The organism is Pseudomonas sp. TREG-RG-20F-10-E-6-01 (genome assembly GCF_022662455.1).
Taxonomy (GTDB): Bacteria; Pseudomonadota; Gammaproteobacteria; order Pseudomonadales; family Pseudomonadaceae; genus Aquipseudomonas.
The window spans coordinates 1-16066 of the sequence record NZ_JAKNQP010000004.1; the positions used below are offsets into that span (position 1 = coordinate 1).

14 protein-coding genes and 2 pseudogenes are annotated in these 16066 nt (G+C 59.9%); 12 read left to right on the forward strand and 4 right to left on the reverse strand.

Going from position 1 to position 16066, the window contains the following annotated elements:
* From L8K08_RS14010 to L8K08_RS14025, 4 genes and pseudogenes are all read left to right on the forward strand, one after another.
* Window positions 1-259 (forward strand): annotated as a pseudogene (locus tag L8K08_RS14010) (methyl-accepting chemotaxis protein); the annotation flags it as partial.
* Window positions 260-343: 84 nt separating this feature from the next.
* Window positions 344-874, forward strand: coding sequence for a GAF domain-containing protein (locus L8K08_RS14015; RefSeq protein WP_145160951.1), 531 nt, complete (start codon window positions 344-346; stop codon window positions 872-874).
* A gap of 498 nt (window positions 875-1372) precedes the next feature.
* Complete coding sequence (locus L8K08_RS14020) at window positions 1373-2194, forward strand: alpha/beta hydrolase (RefSeq protein ID WP_242197946.1); 822 nt, start codon at window positions 1373-1375, stop codon at window positions 2192-2194.
* The gene (locus L8K08_RS14025; protein WP_242197948.1) at window positions 2184-3698 is read left to right on the forward strand and encodes a PAS domain-containing sensor histidine kinase; all 1515 of its coding nucleotides are present in this window, start codon (window positions 2184-2186) and stop codon (window positions 3696-3698) included. The genes L8K08_RS14020 and L8K08_RS14025 overlap by 11 nt, the downstream gene beginning before the upstream one ends.
* A 199-nt stretch (window positions 3699-3897) precedes the next feature.
* On the opposite strand, the gene L8K08_RS14030 is transcribed toward L8K08_RS14025, so the two are convergent.
* Complete coding sequence (locus L8K08_RS14030; protein WP_242197950.1) at window positions 3898-4437, reverse strand: GNAT family N-acetyltransferase; 540 nt, start codon at window positions 4435-4437, stop codon at window positions 3898-3900.
* 275 nt (window positions 4438-4712) lie between these two features.
* Between L8K08_RS14030 and L8K08_RS14035 the strand changes: the two are divergent.
* A pseudogene (locus L8K08_RS14035) lies at window positions 4713-4898 on the forward strand (aldo/keto reductase); the annotation flags it as partial.
* A gap of 108 nt (window positions 4899-5006) precedes the next feature.
* Window positions 5007-5612 (forward strand): cysteine hydrolase, encoded by a 606-nt coding sequence (locus L8K08_RS14040; protein ID WP_242197952.1) that lies wholly within the window; start codon window positions 5007-5009, stop codon window positions 5610-5612.
* Window positions 5613-5658: 46 nt separating this feature from the next.
* Here the strand turns inward: L8K08_RS14040 and L8K08_RS14045 are convergent, their stop codons facing one another.
* Entirely contained in the window at window positions 5659-6051 is a 393-nt protein-coding gene (locus L8K08_RS14045; protein WP_242197954.1) for a tautomerase family protein, read from the reverse strand.
* Window positions 6052-6169: 118 nt separating this feature from the next.
* Here L8K08_RS14045 and L8K08_RS14050 point away from each other — a divergent pair, with 118 nt between their 5' ends.
* Window positions 6170-6340 (forward strand): LysR family transcriptional regulator, encoded by a 171-nt coding sequence (locus L8K08_RS14050; protein WP_242197956.1) that lies wholly within the window; start codon window positions 6170-6172, stop codon window positions 6338-6340.
* 8 nt (window positions 6341-6348) lie between these two features.
* On the opposite strand, the gene treS is transcribed toward L8K08_RS14050, so the two are convergent.
* Both treS and L8K08_RS14060 read right to left on the reverse strand, forming a co-directional pair.
* The gene (gene treS, locus L8K08_RS14055; RefSeq protein ID WP_242197958.1) at window positions 6349-8415 is read right to left on the reverse strand and encodes a maltose alpha-D-glucosyltransferase; all 2067 of its coding nucleotides are present in this window, start codon (window positions 8413-8415) and stop codon (window positions 6349-6351) included.
* 256 nt (window positions 8416-8671) lie between these two features.
* A complete protein-coding gene (locus tag L8K08_RS14060; RefSeq protein ID WP_242197960.1) occupies window positions 8672-9442 on the reverse strand; it encodes an AraC family transcriptional regulator in 771 nt (256 codons plus the stop codon).
* 176 nt (window positions 9443-9618) lie between these two features.
* Between L8K08_RS14060 and L8K08_RS14065 the strand changes: the two genes are divergently transcribed.
* The 5 genes from L8K08_RS14065 to L8K08_RS14085 are packed head-to-tail and all read left to right on the forward strand — an operon-like array spanning window position 9619 to window position 16064.
* Entirely contained in the window at window positions 9619-11244 is a 1626-nt protein-coding gene (locus L8K08_RS14065) for an APC family permease (RefSeq protein ID WP_242197962.1), read from the forward strand.
* Between the two features lie 12 nt (window positions 11245-11256).
* The gene (locus L8K08_RS14070; RefSeq protein ID WP_242197964.1) at window positions 11257-12183 is read left to right on the forward strand and encodes a 4-hydroxyproline epimerase; all 927 of its coding nucleotides are present in this window, start codon (window positions 11257-11259) and stop codon (window positions 12181-12183) included.
* A 39-nt stretch (window positions 12184-12222) separates the two neighbouring features.
* On the forward strand, window positions 12223-13170 hold the full coding sequence (locus L8K08_RS14075; protein WP_242197967.1) for a dihydrodipicolinate synthase family protein: 948 nt from the start codon (window positions 12223-12225) through the stop codon (window positions 13168-13170).
* Between the two features lie 59 nt (window positions 13171-13229).
* Window positions 13230-14801 carry an aldehyde dehydrogenase (NADP(+)) gene (locus tag L8K08_RS14080; RefSeq protein ID WP_242197968.1) on the forward strand — a complete coding sequence of 524 codons (1572 nt, stop codon included), beginning with the start codon at window positions 13230-13232 and terminating at the stop codon, window positions 14799-14801.
* A 3-nt stretch (window positions 14802-14804) separates the two neighbouring features.
* Entirely contained in the window at window positions 14805-16064 is a 1260-nt protein-coding gene (locus tag L8K08_RS14085; RefSeq protein WP_242197970.1) for an FAD-dependent oxidoreductase, read from the forward strand.
* Window positions 16065-16066 lie beyond the last annotated feature (2 nt).

Here is a 16066-nt window from a genome sequence, read left to right on the forward strand (position 1 = left end):
AGATACGGCAGAGCAAGCAGGCCAATCGCTACGCCAAATTATTGATTCCGTACTGGAAATCAACGACCGCAATATTCAGATTGCAACCGCTTCCGAGGAGCAAGCTCACGTCGCACGTGACGTAGATCGCAGTCTCATCAGCATTCGTGACCTGGCAATTCAAAGCACTGAGGGTACCCGCCAGACGTTGACTGCAAGCAATGAATTATCACGTCTAGCAGTCAACTTGAATGACTTGGTTCTCCGATTCCGGACCTAAAAGCTGGATCAAGCACAGTGCGTTCATGGCACAGAGTTACCAATCAACAGTGACACGCTCAGCTACAGACAGCAGGGGATAAAAATGGCTTCTCATGAGATTGCCTTGCACTCTGTGCTGAGCGCAGATGAACGCTCTGAAATAGCTGAACTGGAGGCCACAAGCGCTATTTTGCAGCTTGTTACGCGCCTTACAGGAATGCGATTTGCCGGGATTGCCAAATTCACGGAAAAGGACTGGATAGTTTGCTCAGTTTTCGACCCAACCCATCTAGGGATAGAGGCTGGAAATATCCTGGAGTTGGAAATCACCCTCTGCAGCGAGCTGAGAAGAAACCCCAAAGCCCTCTTCATTCCAAAAATCAGTGGCGATCGCAGATATTCAGATCGCCATGTCGTCAAGCGATACGGACTGGAAAGTTATGCAGGCGCTCCTATCTTCCTTCCTGATGGGCGACTCTTTGGTGCTTTATGCGCGCTGGACTCACGCTCAATATTGTTTGAAGACCCGGATCTTGAGGAGACTTTAGTTTTATTCGCCAAGTTAATAGGCTGCATTTTTTTCACCAACCTTGCTGCTGAACAAAAGCCGGCAAGTCCTTGTCAGGCTTCGTAGAACTAATTGATTTAATCGTCAGCGTGCAATAGCGCGAACGTATGCCTGGCAGGCCCGAATGGCAGCCCCTACGCAGCGTACCAACATACCGGACACCGCCCAGATCTAGGGAGCGAGATGGGCAGCGCTGCAAGCCTACCTTGCAGTCCCCCCCAACCTCCTGTCCAACCGGCAGTTGGTCAGCGATGTAGCGTTCAGCCAAGGGCTCGCCTGCGCCGAGCATTCCGCCAACATCAGGCCTCACAAAAACAAGAGATTTTCACGGCGCCTGGCTAACCATCCGAAAAGCCACCTCCAGGCATACGCTTAAGCATCACGTCTCAAGTTTTTAAACCGGCTGCCATACATGCGTTCTCATTTGCCTGCTGCGTCATGCCCGTTGAGGCTTGCTATCGTCCAGGTTTTTGCTGCCAAGCAGGACGGACAACGGCAGTTAATGACGTAGACTGTTAAACTCGCCCTTTCGAATTCCATGTGTGATCAGCGCAGGAGGCTTAAATGTCTGTCCTAACCCGCAACAATGTACGCGTCCACGGTTCAGGCCCTGTCACTCTAGTTTTTGCGCATGGTTTTGGGTGTGATCAGAACATGTGGAGACTCGTCGAGCCGGCATTCCGCGACAACTTTCGGACGATTCTTTTCGACGTTGTAGGCTGTGGGAAGTCAGACCTCTCAGCCTATGAGGTTGTGAGGTACTCATCATTGAAAGGGTACGCGCAGGACATCGTGGAGATTATTGAGGAGTTTGCGGACTGCCCGGTCATATTTGTTGGGCATTCTGTCAGCGCTATGGCGGGCGTAATCGCCGCGAATAAGCGGCCTGATCTATTCGGGGCGCATGTCATGGTTGGGCCTTCACCGTCGTATATCAACGATGGTGAATATTTTGGTGGTTTCAGCAGGGAGGACATCGACTCTCTTCTGGAGACGTTGGAAAGCAACTACCTTGGCTGGTCGAGCTCCATGGCCCCCGCCATCATGGGCGCGCCTGGACAGCCCCATCTTGGTGTCGAATTAACCAATAGCTTCTGCCAGACAGACCCTGATATTGCGAAGCGGTTCGCCAGGGTGACGTTCCTATCTGATAACCGCACTGACGTGGCCAAGCTACTGGCGCCGGCGCTGATTATTCAGTCATCCGACGACATCATTGCACCTGTCGAAGTAGGTCGTTACCTCAACAAGGTGATCCCGGATAATCGTCTTGAGGTGATAGAAAACGTGGGGCATTGCCCGCACCTGAGTGCCCCTGATCTATGCATCAATTCGATCCAAAGCTTCATTGCAAGCGTTCAGGGTCGAATTGCTCATGGCGGCTAATGACGACCCAGTCCCTGATGCCGACATGCTTTACGAGCACGCTCCCTGCGCCCTCATTATCACCAGCAAGGCCGGTTTAATCCTTCGCGCAAATGCCACCTTCTGCGAGTGGTTGGGATACTCCAAAGATCAGTTGGTTGGCCGACGTAAACTACAAGAGTTGCTGACTGTCGGAGGACGAATTTTCCATCAAACTCACTGGATGCCTTTGCTTGAGATGCAGCGTTCCATCTCCGAGGTAAAGCTTGAGTTTGCGACGTCTGAGGGTAAAAAATTACCGATGATTCTCAATGCAACAAGGCGGGAACACCTTGGCGGCATTTTCGATGAGGTTTGCGCGTTTGTAGTGATCGAGAGGCATCGATTCGAGCAGGAAGTGCTGATTTCCAAACGGCAAGCTGAGGAATCGCTCGAAGCTCACCTAGCTCTTCAGCGGGATTTGTCGGTTGCCGATGCGAGGCTGCGAGTTGCTCTAGAGTCGGCCAAGATGCACGTTTGGGACGTCGACCCGGTGACACTTGAGCGTCGTTACGATAACAGCGTCGCGCAATTGCTCGGTTACCCGTCAAACCAAGATGTTTCAGCGTCAGTTTACTCAGACCTGATAGACCCTAATGACCTTCCAAGAGAGGCCGAGTTATTTTCGGCGGCTCTCGGATCGGTAGCTCAGGAGTATCGCTGCATTTATAGATTGAACGGCGTTGACGGCGTTCAGCGCACGGTACTCTCCACTGGGCGTGCGGCATTCGACCCAAATAACAAGCTCGTTCAGTTTGTCGGTATCCTTCATGACATCACAGACGTAAAACGGGAGCAGGCAGCAGCAGAAGACCGTGCTCTATTCTCTGAGCAAATGATTGGGATAGTGAGTCACGATCTGCGTAATCCCCTATCGGTGATCTCAATGGCCACCGAGGTGCTGGAGCGGAATGATCTGTCCCCCAGGCAGCAGAAATTGGTTCGGCACACTCAGGAAGCGGCGCAAAGGGCACGCAGGCTTATCAACGATTTGTTGGATTTCACGCAGGCCAGAATAGGGCGCGGTATTGGGGTTACAAAAACGACTATCGACCTACACCTGCTGATCGCTGCGGCTGTCGAGCAGCTTCGAATCGTTTATCCCAAACGAGAGCTTCTGCATTCAACCAATGGCCAGGGTCTATGCATGGCTGACAGCGATAGGCTTACGCAGCTTGCAGGTAACCTTATATCCAATGCTGTTACATATGGAGCGGTGGATCGCCCGGTGACAGTAACCTCCTCCATTACGGAGCAAGGTTTCGAGCTGGTGGTGCACAACTGGGGTATACCGATTCCTCCAGACTTCCTCGCCACGGTCTTCAGTCCGATGACTCGTGGTGTCAATCTTGCGCAAGATAGTCGCAGTGTTGGATTGGGGCTTTTCATTGTCCGCGAAATCGTGAAGGCACACGGCGGCACGGTGTCGGTTAGCTCAACCATTGAAAGTGGGACAGAATTCAAGGCTACTTTTCCGTTAAAGTAAGCCTGTGACCCCTGTTAAAAAACACTTTCGCCAGCTGCAAAAAGCCCAGCGCGGGCTGGGCATTGACGGCTGTTAAGCTCCGATGCGAGAAAGCGCTGGAGCGTTCCAGCAAAGTCCGTCGGACAGACCCTTTTCTTTTTGCCCTGCGCAACTCCCCCCGCGTCCCGCCGACCGACGATCACACTCGCATCCTGATCCGCTACAACTCGTTACCCACCAACGCATCACGCTCAACTTTATAAAAAACGGTCTCTTGGGGGCGCCCGGCGACATCCTTCGTCGCGGAATGCGACAACCGCCCGCCGATTTTCTGCATGGCCCGTTGTGAGCGAATGTTCTGAGCGCCGATATGGAACCATACGGTGTCGACCCAGCGAAATGCGTGGTCGAGCATCAGGCGCTTGAGTTCCCCATTCGCCGCGCCGCCCCATTTTTCGCGGGCTAAAAAGGTGTACCCAATCGCAACCTCACGTTTTTCTTCACTGAAGTCGTAGTACCGAGAACTGCCTATCACCGCATGACTGGCACGGTCGATCACCACCACAACGCTCTGCGACGTTAATGCCTCGTCGAACCACTCACGAAATACCGGCGCCTGATAGCGGGTTGGACTCGGGTGCTGAGCCCACAGCAAAGGATCGGCGGCGACGCGGTACAGGGCTTCGAAATCTGCGCTGTCCAACGGGCGCAACTCAAGCGTGTGCCCGACGATGGACGGCGGAATGGGCAGCGATTGCATCGATGTTTCTCCATAAATTCGATGTGGGCGGGTCGTGACGCGTAGGCCGTTAGCATCGCAATAACCAGCCTGTTTGCGCCAGGCCGATGAGCAGCCAGGCAAACATCACTCACGCTTGAACACTCAAAAACCTACAATAGATTTTATGTAGAATCTATTTAATGGATGTTTGCAGCCATGCCTCTTCATTCTCGCTTGAGAAATTCCTCTACGAACACGACCCAACCGTCGTGCTTGACCTACGATTAAAGGCCTGATGAGGCCGAGGTGATGCGATGAGTTTGAATGACAACATTATCGGGCAGCTGGGCTTCGGCACGGCGCCGCTGGGCAACATGTTCCGCGCCATTGACGAAGACGAGGCGGCCGCTAACGTCGCTGCCGCCTGGGCTCAAGGCATCCGTTTCTTTGACACAGCGCCGCTGTATGGCGCCGGCTTGTCCGAGACTCGCCTGGGCAAACAGCCCCGCGTATCCGGCGGTTGCCGCACACTGTTTGAAGGGTACGACCTACAGCGTCGCCCTGGTTGAAGGCAGTAACGAATAAACCCTATTGATCGGAGAGCGACCATGCACCCGCATAAAACCGCAATTGTGTTGATTGAATACCAGAACGACTTCACCACCCCCGGCGGAGTGTTCCATGACGCCGTGAAAGACGTCATGCACACCACCAACATGCTGGCAAACACCGCTACCACGATTGAGCAGGCACGCAAGCTGGGCGTGAAGATCATCCACTTACCGATCCAATTTGCCGACGGCTATCCTGAGCTGACCACACGCTCCTACGGCATTCTCAAGGGCGTCGCCGACGGCAACGCCTTTCGTGCCGGCACCTGGGGCGCCGAGATCAGCGACGCGCTGACGCGCGAAGCCGCCGACATCGTGATCGAAGGCAAACGCGGGCTGGACGGGTTCGCCACCACCGGTCTGGATTTGGTCCTGCGCAACAATGGCATCCAGAACCTGGTCGTCGCAGGCTTCCTGACCAACTGCTGCGTCGAAGGCACGGTTCGATCAGGGTACGAGAAAGGCTATGACGTGGTGACCTTGACCGATTGCACCGCGACGTTCAGTGAAGAACAACAGCGCGCAGCCGAGCAGTTTACCTTGCCGATGTTTTCGCAAACGCTGCAACACACAGCGTTTCTGCAGGCGCTGAACGCCGAATGAAAAAAGGGGCGACTCAGACTGAGTCGCCCCTTTTTTTGTGCATGCGTCACTCGGTCGGCGCGTACTGCATTTCACCATTACCAAACGACCAGTCTTCGCGCTTCACATCCACCAGGCTGATCCACACGTCTTCCTTGCGCAACCCGGTCCTGGCGTGAATGCCTTCGGCGATGAATGCATAAAAGGCCTTTTTCACGTCAATGCTGCGCCCGGCGTTCCAGGTCACCTGGATAAACACAATCCTGGGCGTGTAGGTGATCCCCAGATAACCGGCCGCCGGGTACACCAGTTCATCCTTGGCATGACGGTTGATGATCTGGAATTTATCGTGCTCAGGCACGTTAGCAACGCTGGTCATCGCCGCGTAGACCACCTCGCTGATGGCCGTCGCGGTGTCAGTAGAAGTGTCGGCGGCAAGGTCAATTCGGACTAAAGGCATGAACATATCCTTAACAGGGTTGATCGGCCATCCACACCGGCGGCCAGTGATACAACGCTAGTCGCCACCACAAGATTCATCAAGCGCATAATTTTCCAAAAGATGATGAGTATTTCGCATGCTACTTCAAGACTTGAAGGCCTTCGTCACCGTGGTCGATAGCGTGTCACTGACCAAGGCAGCGCAAACCCTTTGCCTGACGCAGTCCGCGGTTTCTCGTCGCATTCAGCACTTGGAAGAAACCTTGGGCGAAGCATTGTCACGCACTGCAGTTCCGAGCCCGCGTTAAGGCCGCACTCAAATCATCGGCGAATGACTGACGACCCGCAGCGCCAGGCCCTCGTAGGCATCCAGCGTGATCGTAAATTCACCCTCGGCAGTGAGGTCGCCCTCAACCCGTTCATTGATGATGTCCACCACCGGCCCCGGCGCGATATTGGGCAGGTGCAGGGTTTCGGTGATCGCGCTGTTGCTAAAGTTGAGCGCGGTAATCTGCGTACCCTTCCCGGCTGGCAACTCGTGGACCATGATCAGCAAGCCGGGATGCTCGACGTCCGGCACCAGAATCTGCCGGCTGGCGGCGATGCCATAGGCACTGCGCACCGCGAGGATTTTTTGCAGCTGCGAGGCAAACGACTGCGGATCCTGCAACTGCTGGTTAAGGCTGCCATACAAGGCTTTGGAGCGCGGCATCTGCCCCGCCGACAGCTCGGCCTCGGGGTTCAGGTCCACCAGGTCGTAAGCGCCGCGATGCACCCAGCGGGTATCGCCGTCGGCCATCAAATGCGCGACTTCATCGGCCGCCAACGGCAGTGCGCCAACCAGGTCCCAACCCGACAAGGCAAACACCCCAGGCTGCATGGCGTTGTACATCACCAACAACAAATGGATCTGCCGGATCTGCTCGATATCGGCCGGCGTAATCGCCTCCAGGTCACGAATCCCCAGCGCTGCAGTGATGATGCTGGCGGTGGTGCAGGACACGCCATTGGTGACGAATTTGAGGTTGTACGGCGCATGTTCGCCGGTCAGGCGTTCGTACATCTGTTCGCGGATATGCTCACGCAAAATGTTGCCGGGGAAAGTCTGGCCCTGGTAGAGGTAATTGTCGTGGGCGTGCAAGGTCCAGAAATGAACCAGCTCCAGGGTCAGTTCATCGTGGTTCTGCAACGCATGAATCAGGGAGCCTGGGTCGATGCCCTGGCTGTGCATCTCGCGCAGCATCAGGCGCAGAAACTCGGTGTCGCCCATCAGCAACGCATGCTGATACGCCGGGCGCGTGATGAAGTCATAGGACAGGTCCGCGCCGCCGTGTGACATCGAGGCGATGTCGTCCACCGTCAGGTTAAGCTCCTGAAAGCTGAACCCACCGGCCTTGCGAATCGCGCCGCCGAGCAACTGGTTGCCGGTAATCGACAGCGGATGGCTCTCCGACCAGGCACCGCCCTCGAGCTTGCGCTCCACCCCCAGAAAGCCGTTGGCATCCAGGCGCAGGATCTTGGCGCCCATCACGTCAATCGCATGCAGGGCGTCGCCGATGATCATTTGCTGCGCGGCGAACGAAGGGTCCAGCCAGTTCAGCGACGGCTGGCCTTCCTTGAAGTAATGCAGGTAGACCCAACGGCGCGGCTTGCCATCCACGCCGACCACCACCGGGGTAGCGCTCCAGTCGGTTTCCTTCACGCCGGGCTCAAAGAAGATCACCCGCTGCAACTGGCCGACGATGTAATGCTTGTCGCGCAGCGCATCCACCTGCACCGGGCTGAGGTTCTGCGCGTCCCGGCCTTCGGCGACATCGGGCAACATCGGCCAGTCTTCTTCGCGGATTTCCACCATGTGGTAGAGCCCGGGATAGTCCTCGTACGCCATCTCGGCCAGGCGAAAATCCGCGCCCTTGCCGGTGTGGGATGGGATCACGTCGTCGATGATTACCGCATTGTGCGCAGCGGCCATGCGCGTCAGCGCCTGCAGCTGCGCCTCGGTGCCCAGCTGCGGGTCGATTTCAAAACTGATGCGGTCAAAGTTGCCGTCGATGGTCGGCGTATGCCGCGTACCAGAGAGCCCGCCGGATTTTTTCAGTGGGCCGTTGTGAATGCCCTGGATGCCGATCTTCGACAACGCGTGCCACAGGCTTTCATCCCCCAGCGCCTCCAGCACCGTGCCGTTTTCACGGGTCACGATCGAGGCCGGGTAGGCGGTAAACCACACCGACGACAAGGCTGAAGCATCACGCGGCCGGGTATGCGCATACGGCTGCTGCCACAATCGCCCTTGCCCCGAATAGAGCTTGGCGCGCTGGCGCGCCGCGTGCAGCATCGATTGCTCAACCAGCCAGTTCACATGATCGTTGTCCGCCGCCGTCATAAGCCCGTTACCTGTGTGCGTGAAAAAGTTATCTGTAAGCATAGGAGCCGCCACGGGTGCGATTCGTTGCATTGCAATTTGCACTGTCCGTGCAGCGCAGTTCCTAGGCGTTGAATCGCGCACTCGACTCGCCGGGCGCATGAGCAAAATCACGCGGCGTCATTGTGGCCACCGGGAACCGCCATCTAGTCGCTCGCCGCGTGCGCGCTGGCAACAGCGCGGGCGCTGCTCGCGGCGAAGCTCAATGGCTCAGGTCTCACGCACGGCCTTGCGTCGCCTGCCGATACTGCCTCGGTGTAAACCCGGTCAACGCCCTGAACTGGCGCGTGAACGCGCTGTGGTCGGTGTAGCCGCATTGCAGCGCGACCTCGGTGATCGGCAGTTCGGTATGCAGCAGCCGGTGCGCGTGTTCCAGGCGCACTTTCTGGATCATCTGCCGTGGCGTGAGGTGGAAAACGCGTTTGCAGTAGCGCTCCAGCTGCGCCACGGAAATGCCGGCGATGCGCGTCAGTTCACCGAGGCTGACGCGCCGGTTGAAATGCGTGCGGATGTGCGCGTCGACAGCGGCCAGGCGCTGGTACGCCGGGTGCGTTTCGCTGGCTGACTGCAGGTCGACGGAGATGCCCGCCAGGCCGATGATCTGGTTTTCATCGCTGTACAGCGGCCATTTGTGCGTCAGGCACCAGCCGGGTTCGCGCGTGCCATAGAGGTGCAGTTCCAGCTGGTCCTCAAGCACAAACCCCTGTTCCAGCACGCGCCGATCCTGTTCGGTATAGCCCGGCCCTAGTTGCGCGGGGAACACCTGCGCACTGGTCTTGCCCAGCAGCGGTTGCAACTGCTTGAGCCCGCAGCGCTGCACCAGCGTGTGGTTGGCGAGCACGTAGCGCGCCTCGATGTCCTTGATGAAGATCGCGGCATTGGGGATCACGTCGAGCATCGGCAACAGCTGCGCCACCCCGGCCAATAGCTGCTGCATGTCGTGGGGACGATTGGCCTGAAAAAGGCTCGCAAATGCGCTCGGCAGCATGAACTGGACTCCCCTGTTTTCGAGCAGATTGCCCCATGCCGAAGTGACTGTCGAGCGCGGCAAACTGTGCCGAATTCGTCATCCACACAGGCGCAAAACATCAATCGCCACGCCCTTGATGCGTTCAGGATAACGCCACTACCTGCCTATCCAATAACTCACAAGAAGGCGCCGCCATGTCTGCTCAAGGCAAGTTCAAGAAACAACTTTCACTGATGGACCTGACCTTTATCGGGCTGGGCGCCATCTTCGGTTCGGGCTGGCTGTTTGCGGCCAGTCACGTCTCGGCCATCGCCGGGCCGGCGGGGATTTTTTCCTGGCTGATCGGCGGTTTCGCCGTGCTGCTGCTGGGCATCGTCTATTGCGAACTCGGCGCCGCCCTGCCCCGTGCCGGTGGCGTGGTGCGTTACCCGGTGTATTCCCACGGCCCGCTGTTGGGCTACCTGATGGGCTTTATCACGCTGATTGCGTTTTCAAGCCTGGTGGCGATTGAAGTGGTCGCTTCGCGCCAATACGCGGCCGCCTGGTTTCCCGAACTGACCAAGGCCGGCTCCAGCGACCCCACCACCCTGGGCTGGCTGATGCAATTGGCGCTGTTGTGCCTGTTCTTTGTCCTTAACTACCGCAGTGTGAAGACCTTCGCCATCGCCAATAACCTGGTGAGCGTGTTCAAGTTCATCGTGCCGCTGCTGGTGATTGGCGTGCTGTTCACCTTCTTCAAACCGGCGAACTTCCAGGCACAGGGTTTTGCCCCGTTCGGCCTGTCGGGCATAGAGATGGCGGTGTCGGCCGGCGGCGTGATTTTTGCCTATCTGGGCCTGACGCCGATCATCTCGGTGGCCAGTGAAGTGAAGAACCCGCAACGCACCATTCCGATCGCGTTGATCCTCTCCGTGCTGCTCTCGACGGCCATCTATGTGCTGCTGCAAACCGCGTTCCTCGGCGGCGTGCCCACCGAGATGCTCGCCAATGGTTGGGCGGGGATCAGCAAGGAACTCGCGCTGCCTTATCGCGATATCGCCCTGGCGCTGGGCGTGGGCTGGCTGGCGTACCTGGTGGTGGCGGACGCGGTGATCTCGCCCAGCGGCTGCGGCAGTATCTACATGAATGCCACGCCACGCGTGGTGTATGGCTGGGCGCAGACCGGCACGTTCTTCAAGATCTTCACGCGTATCGACGAGAAATCCGGCATCCCGCGCCCGGCGCTGTGGCTGACCTTTGGCCTGTCGGTGTTCTGGACCCTGCCGTTCCCCTCCTGGGAAGCGCTGATCAATGTGGTGTCGGCCGCGCTGATCCTAAGCTACGCCGTCGCCCCGGTGACCGTCGCCGCGCTGCGCCGCAATGCACCGGGCATGCCACGGCCGTTTCGGGTCAAGGGCATGGCGGTACTCGGCCCGCTGTCGTTCATCATCGCCGCGCTGATTGTGTACTGGTCTGGCTGGAGCATCGTGTCGTGGCTGCTCGGCCTGCAAATCCTCATGTTCGGGGTGTACCTGCTGTGCGCACGCTGGGTGCCGACCGCACACCTGAACATCAAGCAGCAAGTGCGCTCATCGGCGTGGTTGATCGGCTTCTACGCGGTGACCCTCCTGCTCTCCAAACTCGGCAGTTTTGGTGGCCTCGGCGTGCTCAGCCACCCGTTTGACACGCTGATCGTCGCGGCCTGCGCCTTGGGCATTTATTACTGGGGCGCGGCCACCGGCGTGCCTGCCCACCTCGTGCGCCTGGAACACGAAGACGACGAAAGCGAAGTCGCCAACGAGCCCCGGCACAGCACGCTTTTGTCCCCGGCCACCCACTGAATGGAGCATTTTATGAAACGGTTGCACGTGATCGACTCCCATACCGGCGGCGAACCCACGCGCCTGGTGCTGGACGGCTTTCCCACGCTGACAGGCAGTAGCATCGCCGAGCAACTGGAGAACTTGCGCACCGAGCACGACCTGTGGCGCCGCGCCTGCCTGCTGGAACCGCGCGGCAATGATGTACTGGTCGGCGCGCTGTACTGCGAGCCGGTCACTCCGGGTGCAACGTGCGGGGTGATCTTCTTCAACAACACCGGCTACCTCGGCATGTGTGGCCACGGCACCATCGGGCTGGTCGCCTCGTTGCACCACTTGGGGCGCATCGAGCCCGGCGTGCACAGCATCGACACGCCGGTCGGCCCTGTAACGGCCACCCTGCACGAAGACGGCGCCGTGACCCTGCGCAACGTGCCCGCCTATCGCCATCGTCACCACGTGGCGGTGGACGTGCCAGGCCATGGTGTGGTCCACGGCGACATTGCCTGGGGCGGCAACTGGTTTTTCCTGGTCTCGCAGCACGGGCAAACGCTGGAGATGGGCAACGTCGACGCCCTCACCGACTACACCTGGACGATGCTCAAGGCCTTGGAAAACCAAGGCATCCACGGCGCCGATGGCGCGCTGATCGACCATGTCGAACTGTTCGCAGACGACGCCAACGCCGACAGCCGCAACTTCGTGATGTGCCCCGGCAAAGCCTACGACCGTTCGCCGTGCGGCACCGGCACCAGCGCCAAGCTCGCGTGCCTGGCCGCCGACGGCAAGCTCGCGCCCGGTGCAATCTGGGTGCAAGCCAGCATCACCGGCAGCCAATTCGAAGGCCGCTATGAATGGGACGGCGAGCGCGTACGCCCGTTTATCACCGGCCGCGCCTACATGACCGCCGACAGCACCCTGCTGATCGACACGCAGGACCCTTTCGCCTGGGGCATCTGAGCCCCGATTTTTTACTGAACGCTGCAAGGAGTTAAAACAATGAGCGACAACATTTTCACCGGTTGCATCCCCGCGCTGATGACCCCGTGCACGCATGAGCGCACGCCGGACTTTGACGCCCTGGTGGCCAAAGGGCGCGAGCTGATCGATATCGGCATGAGCGCCGTGGTGTACTGCGGCTCCATGGGGGACTGGCCGCTGCTCACCGAGGCCCAGCGCCAGGAAGGTGTGGCGCGCCTGGTGGCTGCCGGTGTGCCGACCATTGTCGGCACGGGTGCGGTCAACAGCCGTGAAGCGGTGGCCCATGCAGCGCACGCGGCCAACGTCGGTGCCCATGGCCTGATGGTGATCCCGCGCGTGTTGTCACGCGGTGCGTCGGCCACCGCGCAAAAAGCGCACTTCTCGGCCATCCTCAATGCCGCGCCAAACCTGCCGGCGGTGATCTACAACAGCCCGTACTACGGTTTTGCCACCCGCGCCGACCTGTTCTTCGAACTGCGCCGCGAACACCCTAACCTCATCGGTTTCAAGGAATTCGGCGGCGCTGCCGACCTGCGTTACGCGGCTGAAAACATCACCTCCCAGGACGATAACGTGACCCTGATGGTCGGCGTCGACACCCAGGTGGTGCATGGCTTCGTCAACTGCAACGCCACCGGCGCCATCACCGGCATCGGCAATGCGCTGCCGCGCGAAGTGCTGCAACTGGTGGCCCTGAGCAAGCAAGCCGCCAAAGGTGACGCCAAGGCCCGGCGCCTGGCCCGCGAACTGGAAGCGGCGCTGGGCGTGCTGTCCTCCTTCGACGAAGGCTGCGACCTGGTGCTGTATTACAAGCATTTGATGGTGCTTAACGGTGACCGGGGTTACGCCCTGCACTTCAACGACACCGACGTGCTCAGTGATGCGCAGCGGCGTTATGCCGAGCACCAGTACGCGCTGTTCCGCCAGTGGTACGCCAACTGGTCGGCCGAACAGAACCTCGCCTGAGCCCTGCGCGCCGCTGTGTTTCTCACAGCGGCCAACCCTCATTTTTCCAGGACGACCCCATGACTCTGACGGGCAAGATGCTTATCGGTCAGCAAGCAATTTCCGGCCATCGCGAAGCGATTCGGGCCATCAATCCCGCCACCGACGCGCCACTGGAACCGGCTTACGCCGGCGGCAGTCGTGAGCATGTCGAGCAGGCGTGCGCCCTGGCGTGGGCTGCGTTCGACACGTATCGCGAAACCTCGCTGGCCGAGCGCGCCAGCTTTCTGGACGTCATTGCCGACACTATCGAAGCCCTCGGCGATGAGTTGATTGAACGCGCCATGGCCGAAACGGGCCTGCCGCGCCCGCGCATCCAGGGCGAACGCGGCCGCACCTGCGCGCAGTTGCGTAGCTTTGCGCGCACCGTGCGCGCCGGTGAATGGCTGGGCGTGCGTGTCGACACCGCGCAGCCCGAGCGCCAGCCGTTGCCACGTCCAGACTTGCGTCAACGGCAGGTGCCACTGGGACCGGTGGCCGTGTTTGGCGCGAGCAATTTCCCCTTGGCGTTCTCGGTGGCGGGCGGTGATACCGCTTCGGCCCTGGCGGCCGGCTGCCCGGTGGTCGTCAAGGCACACGGTGCCCATCCCGGCACCAGTGAACTGGTCGGACGCGCGGTGGCCCAGGCGGTGAAGGCCTGTGGTTTGCCCGGCGGGGTGTTTTCACTGCTTTACGGCGCGGGCACGGACATCGGCATCGCGCTGGTCACCGACCCGCGCATCAAGGCCGTGGGCTTTACCGGTTCGCGCACCGCGGGTATCGCATTGACCCAGGCGGCGCAGGCGCGGCCGGAGCCGATCCCGGTGTACGCCGAGATGAGCTCGATCAACCCGGTGTATTTGTTTCCTGCCGCGTTGCAGGCACGTGGCGAAGCATTGGCGCAGGGGTTTGTTGCGTCGTTGACTCAGGGCGCCGGGCAATTTTGTACCAACCCTGGGTTGGTGATTGCCGTCGCAGGCAGCGCACTGGATGCTTTCATCGCCAGCGCAACGCAGTTGCTGCGCGGTTGCGCGGCCCAAACCATGCTGACGCCGGGCATTTTCCACGCCTACCAAAGCGGCGTGAGTACGCTGGCCGAACATGCCCGGATTGCAGCAACAGGTCAGGCGGCCGACGGCTCCAACCAGGGGCAGGCGCACCTGTTCGTCGCCCCGGCCCACGACTTTTTGCGCAATCAGCACCTTCAAGCAGAAGTCTTCGGCGCCGCATCGCTGGTGGTGGTGTGCGCCAGCGAAGATGAAGTCCGCCAGGTCACGGAACACTTGGAAGGCCAACTGACGGCCACACTCCACTTGGACGATGCGGACATGGCACGTGCCAAAGCCTTGCTGCCGGTGCTTGAACGCAAGGCCGGGCGCTTGCTGGTCAACGGCTGGCCCACGGGTGTGGAGGTGTGTGACGCCATGGTCCACGGCGGGCCCTTCCCTGCCACCTCGGACTCACGCAGCACCTCGGTGGGCACAGCGGCGATCCTGCGGTTTTTGCGCCCGGTGTGCTACCAGGACTTCCCCGATGGTTTGTTGCCTTGCGCGCTGCAACAGGGCAACCCGTTGCAGTTAAGGCGTTTGCTCGACGGTCAGAGAGAGGCCTAGGCCATGTCCGATTCCAACACTGCAGACACCGTCGTCATCGGCGCCGGGATCATCGGCGTGGCCTGCGCGTTGCAATTGGCGCGTCAAGGCCGGCGCGTGGTGGTCATCGACCCGCAGCAGCCCGGTATGGGCGCCTCCTATGGCAATGCCGGGCACTTGGCGACCGAACAGGTGTTTCCGATTGCCGACGTGTCGATCCTCAAGCGCCTGCCGGCGATGCTGATGGACCCCATGGGCCCGCTGCGCCTGGACTGGAAATACCTGCCGCGCGCCCTGCCCTGGTTTGCGCGCCTGCTGCTGAACCTGCGCCCGGCGCGCTACCGGCGCACGGTCGCAGGTATTCGCGCGCTGAATGAAGCCAGCCTGGCGGCGTGGCAACGCTTGTTGCAGAGCATCGACCGGCCACAGTTGTTGCGTCCAGACGGTTCCTTGCTGGTGTTTGAGCGCGCCGCGTCAGCTGAGGCGATCGATGCATTGCGCCTGCGCATGCAGCAGCAGAACGTGGCGGTGGAATTCTGGCCAGGCGAGGCGATACGCCAGGTGGCGCCGCAACTGAGCGAGGCTATCCGAGGCGGCCTGTTTTTCCCCGCCACCGGGCATTTTATTGACCCGTACACCGTGGTCTGCGCACTGGTGAGCGCCGCCCAGGCCAGTGGCGTGCAGTTTGTGCAGCAGCGCGTGCTGGATGGGCGGCTGGAAGGCGCTGGCGTGTCGCTGATGACCGATCAAGGCGTCGTCACCGCGCGCCAGGTGCTGATCGCCTGCGGTGCTCACTCGGCCAGACTCACCGCGGCACTCACGGGTAAAACAGTGCCGTTGGACACCGAGCGCGGCTATCACTTGATGCTGCCAAGGGAGCAGCACCGCCTGCCGTTTGCCGTCACCTCGTTTGAGCGCAAGTTCATCATGACGCCCATGAGCGATGGCTTGCGCCTGGCCGGCACCGTCGAGTTCGCAGGGCTCGAGCGCCCGGCGAATATGCAGCGTGCCTGGCAATTGCACCGGCTGAGCCAAGGGTTGTTCCGTCAGGACCTGAACGCGCAGGACGCGACCGCCTGGATGGGGTTTCGCCCTTCCCTGCCCGACTCATTGCCGATCATTGATCGGCTGTGCGACGGCAAGGTGTTGCTTGCCTTTGGGCACCAGCATTTGGGCTTGACGCAAGCGGCGGTGACGGCGGAGATCGTCGCGCAACTGGCCGCCGCACAACCCTCGCTGTCCGGGCTGCCCACGCTTGCGCCCTATCGACTGGGGCGATTCTGAGC

Excerpts from the sequence above, each read along its gene's own strand:
- L8K08_RS14015 (WP_145160951.1), top strand. The coding sequence starts at position 344 with ATGGCTTCTCATGAGATTGCCTTGCACTCTGTGCTGAGCGCAGATGAA.
- L8K08_RS14020 (WP_242197946.1), top strand. The coding sequence starts at position 1,373 with ATGTCTGTCCTAACCCGCAACAATGTACGCGTCCACGGTTCAGGCCCT.
- L8K08_RS14025 (WP_242197948.1), top strand. The coding sequence starts at position 2,184 with ATGGCGGCTAATGACGACCCAGTCCCTGATGCCGACATGCTTTACGAG.
- L8K08_RS14030 (WP_242197950.1), bottom strand. The coding sequence starts at position 4,437 with ATGCAATCGCTGCCCATTCCGCCGTCCATCGTCGGGCACACGCTTGAG.
- L8K08_RS14040 (WP_242197952.1), top strand. The coding sequence starts at position 5,007 with ATGCACCCGCATAAAACCGCAATTGTGTTGATTGAATACCAGAACGAC.
- L8K08_RS14045 (WP_242197954.1), bottom strand. The coding sequence starts at position 6,051 with ATGCCTTTAGTCCGAATTGACCTTGCCGCCGACACTTCTACTGACACC.
- L8K08_RS14050 (WP_242197956.1), top strand. The coding sequence starts at position 6,170 with ATGCTACTTCAAGACTTGAAGGCCTTCGTCACCGTGGTCGATAGCGTG.
- treS (WP_242197958.1), bottom strand. The coding sequence starts at position 8,415 with ATGACGGCGGCGGACAACGATCATGTGAACTGGCTGGTTGAGCAATCG.
- L8K08_RS14060 (WP_242197960.1), bottom strand. The coding sequence starts at position 9,442 with ATGCTGCCGAGCGCATTTGCGAGCCTTTTTCAGGCCAATCGTCCCCAC.
- L8K08_RS14065 (WP_242197962.1), top strand. The coding sequence starts at position 9,619 with ATGTCTGCTCAAGGCAAGTTCAAGAAACAACTTTCACTGATGGACCTG.
- L8K08_RS14070 (WP_242197964.1), top strand. The coding sequence starts at position 11,257 with ATGAAACGGTTGCACGTGATCGACTCCCATACCGGCGGCGAACCCACG.
- L8K08_RS14075 (WP_242197967.1), top strand. The coding sequence starts at position 12,223 with ATGAGCGACAACATTTTCACCGGTTGCATCCCCGCGCTGATGACCCCG.
- L8K08_RS14080 (WP_242197968.1), top strand. The coding sequence starts at position 13,230 with ATGACTCTGACGGGCAAGATGCTTATCGGTCAGCAAGCAATTTCCGGC.
- L8K08_RS14085 (WP_242197970.1), top strand. The coding sequence starts at position 14,805 with ATGTCCGATTCCAACACTGCAGACACCGTCGTCATCGGCGCCGGGATC.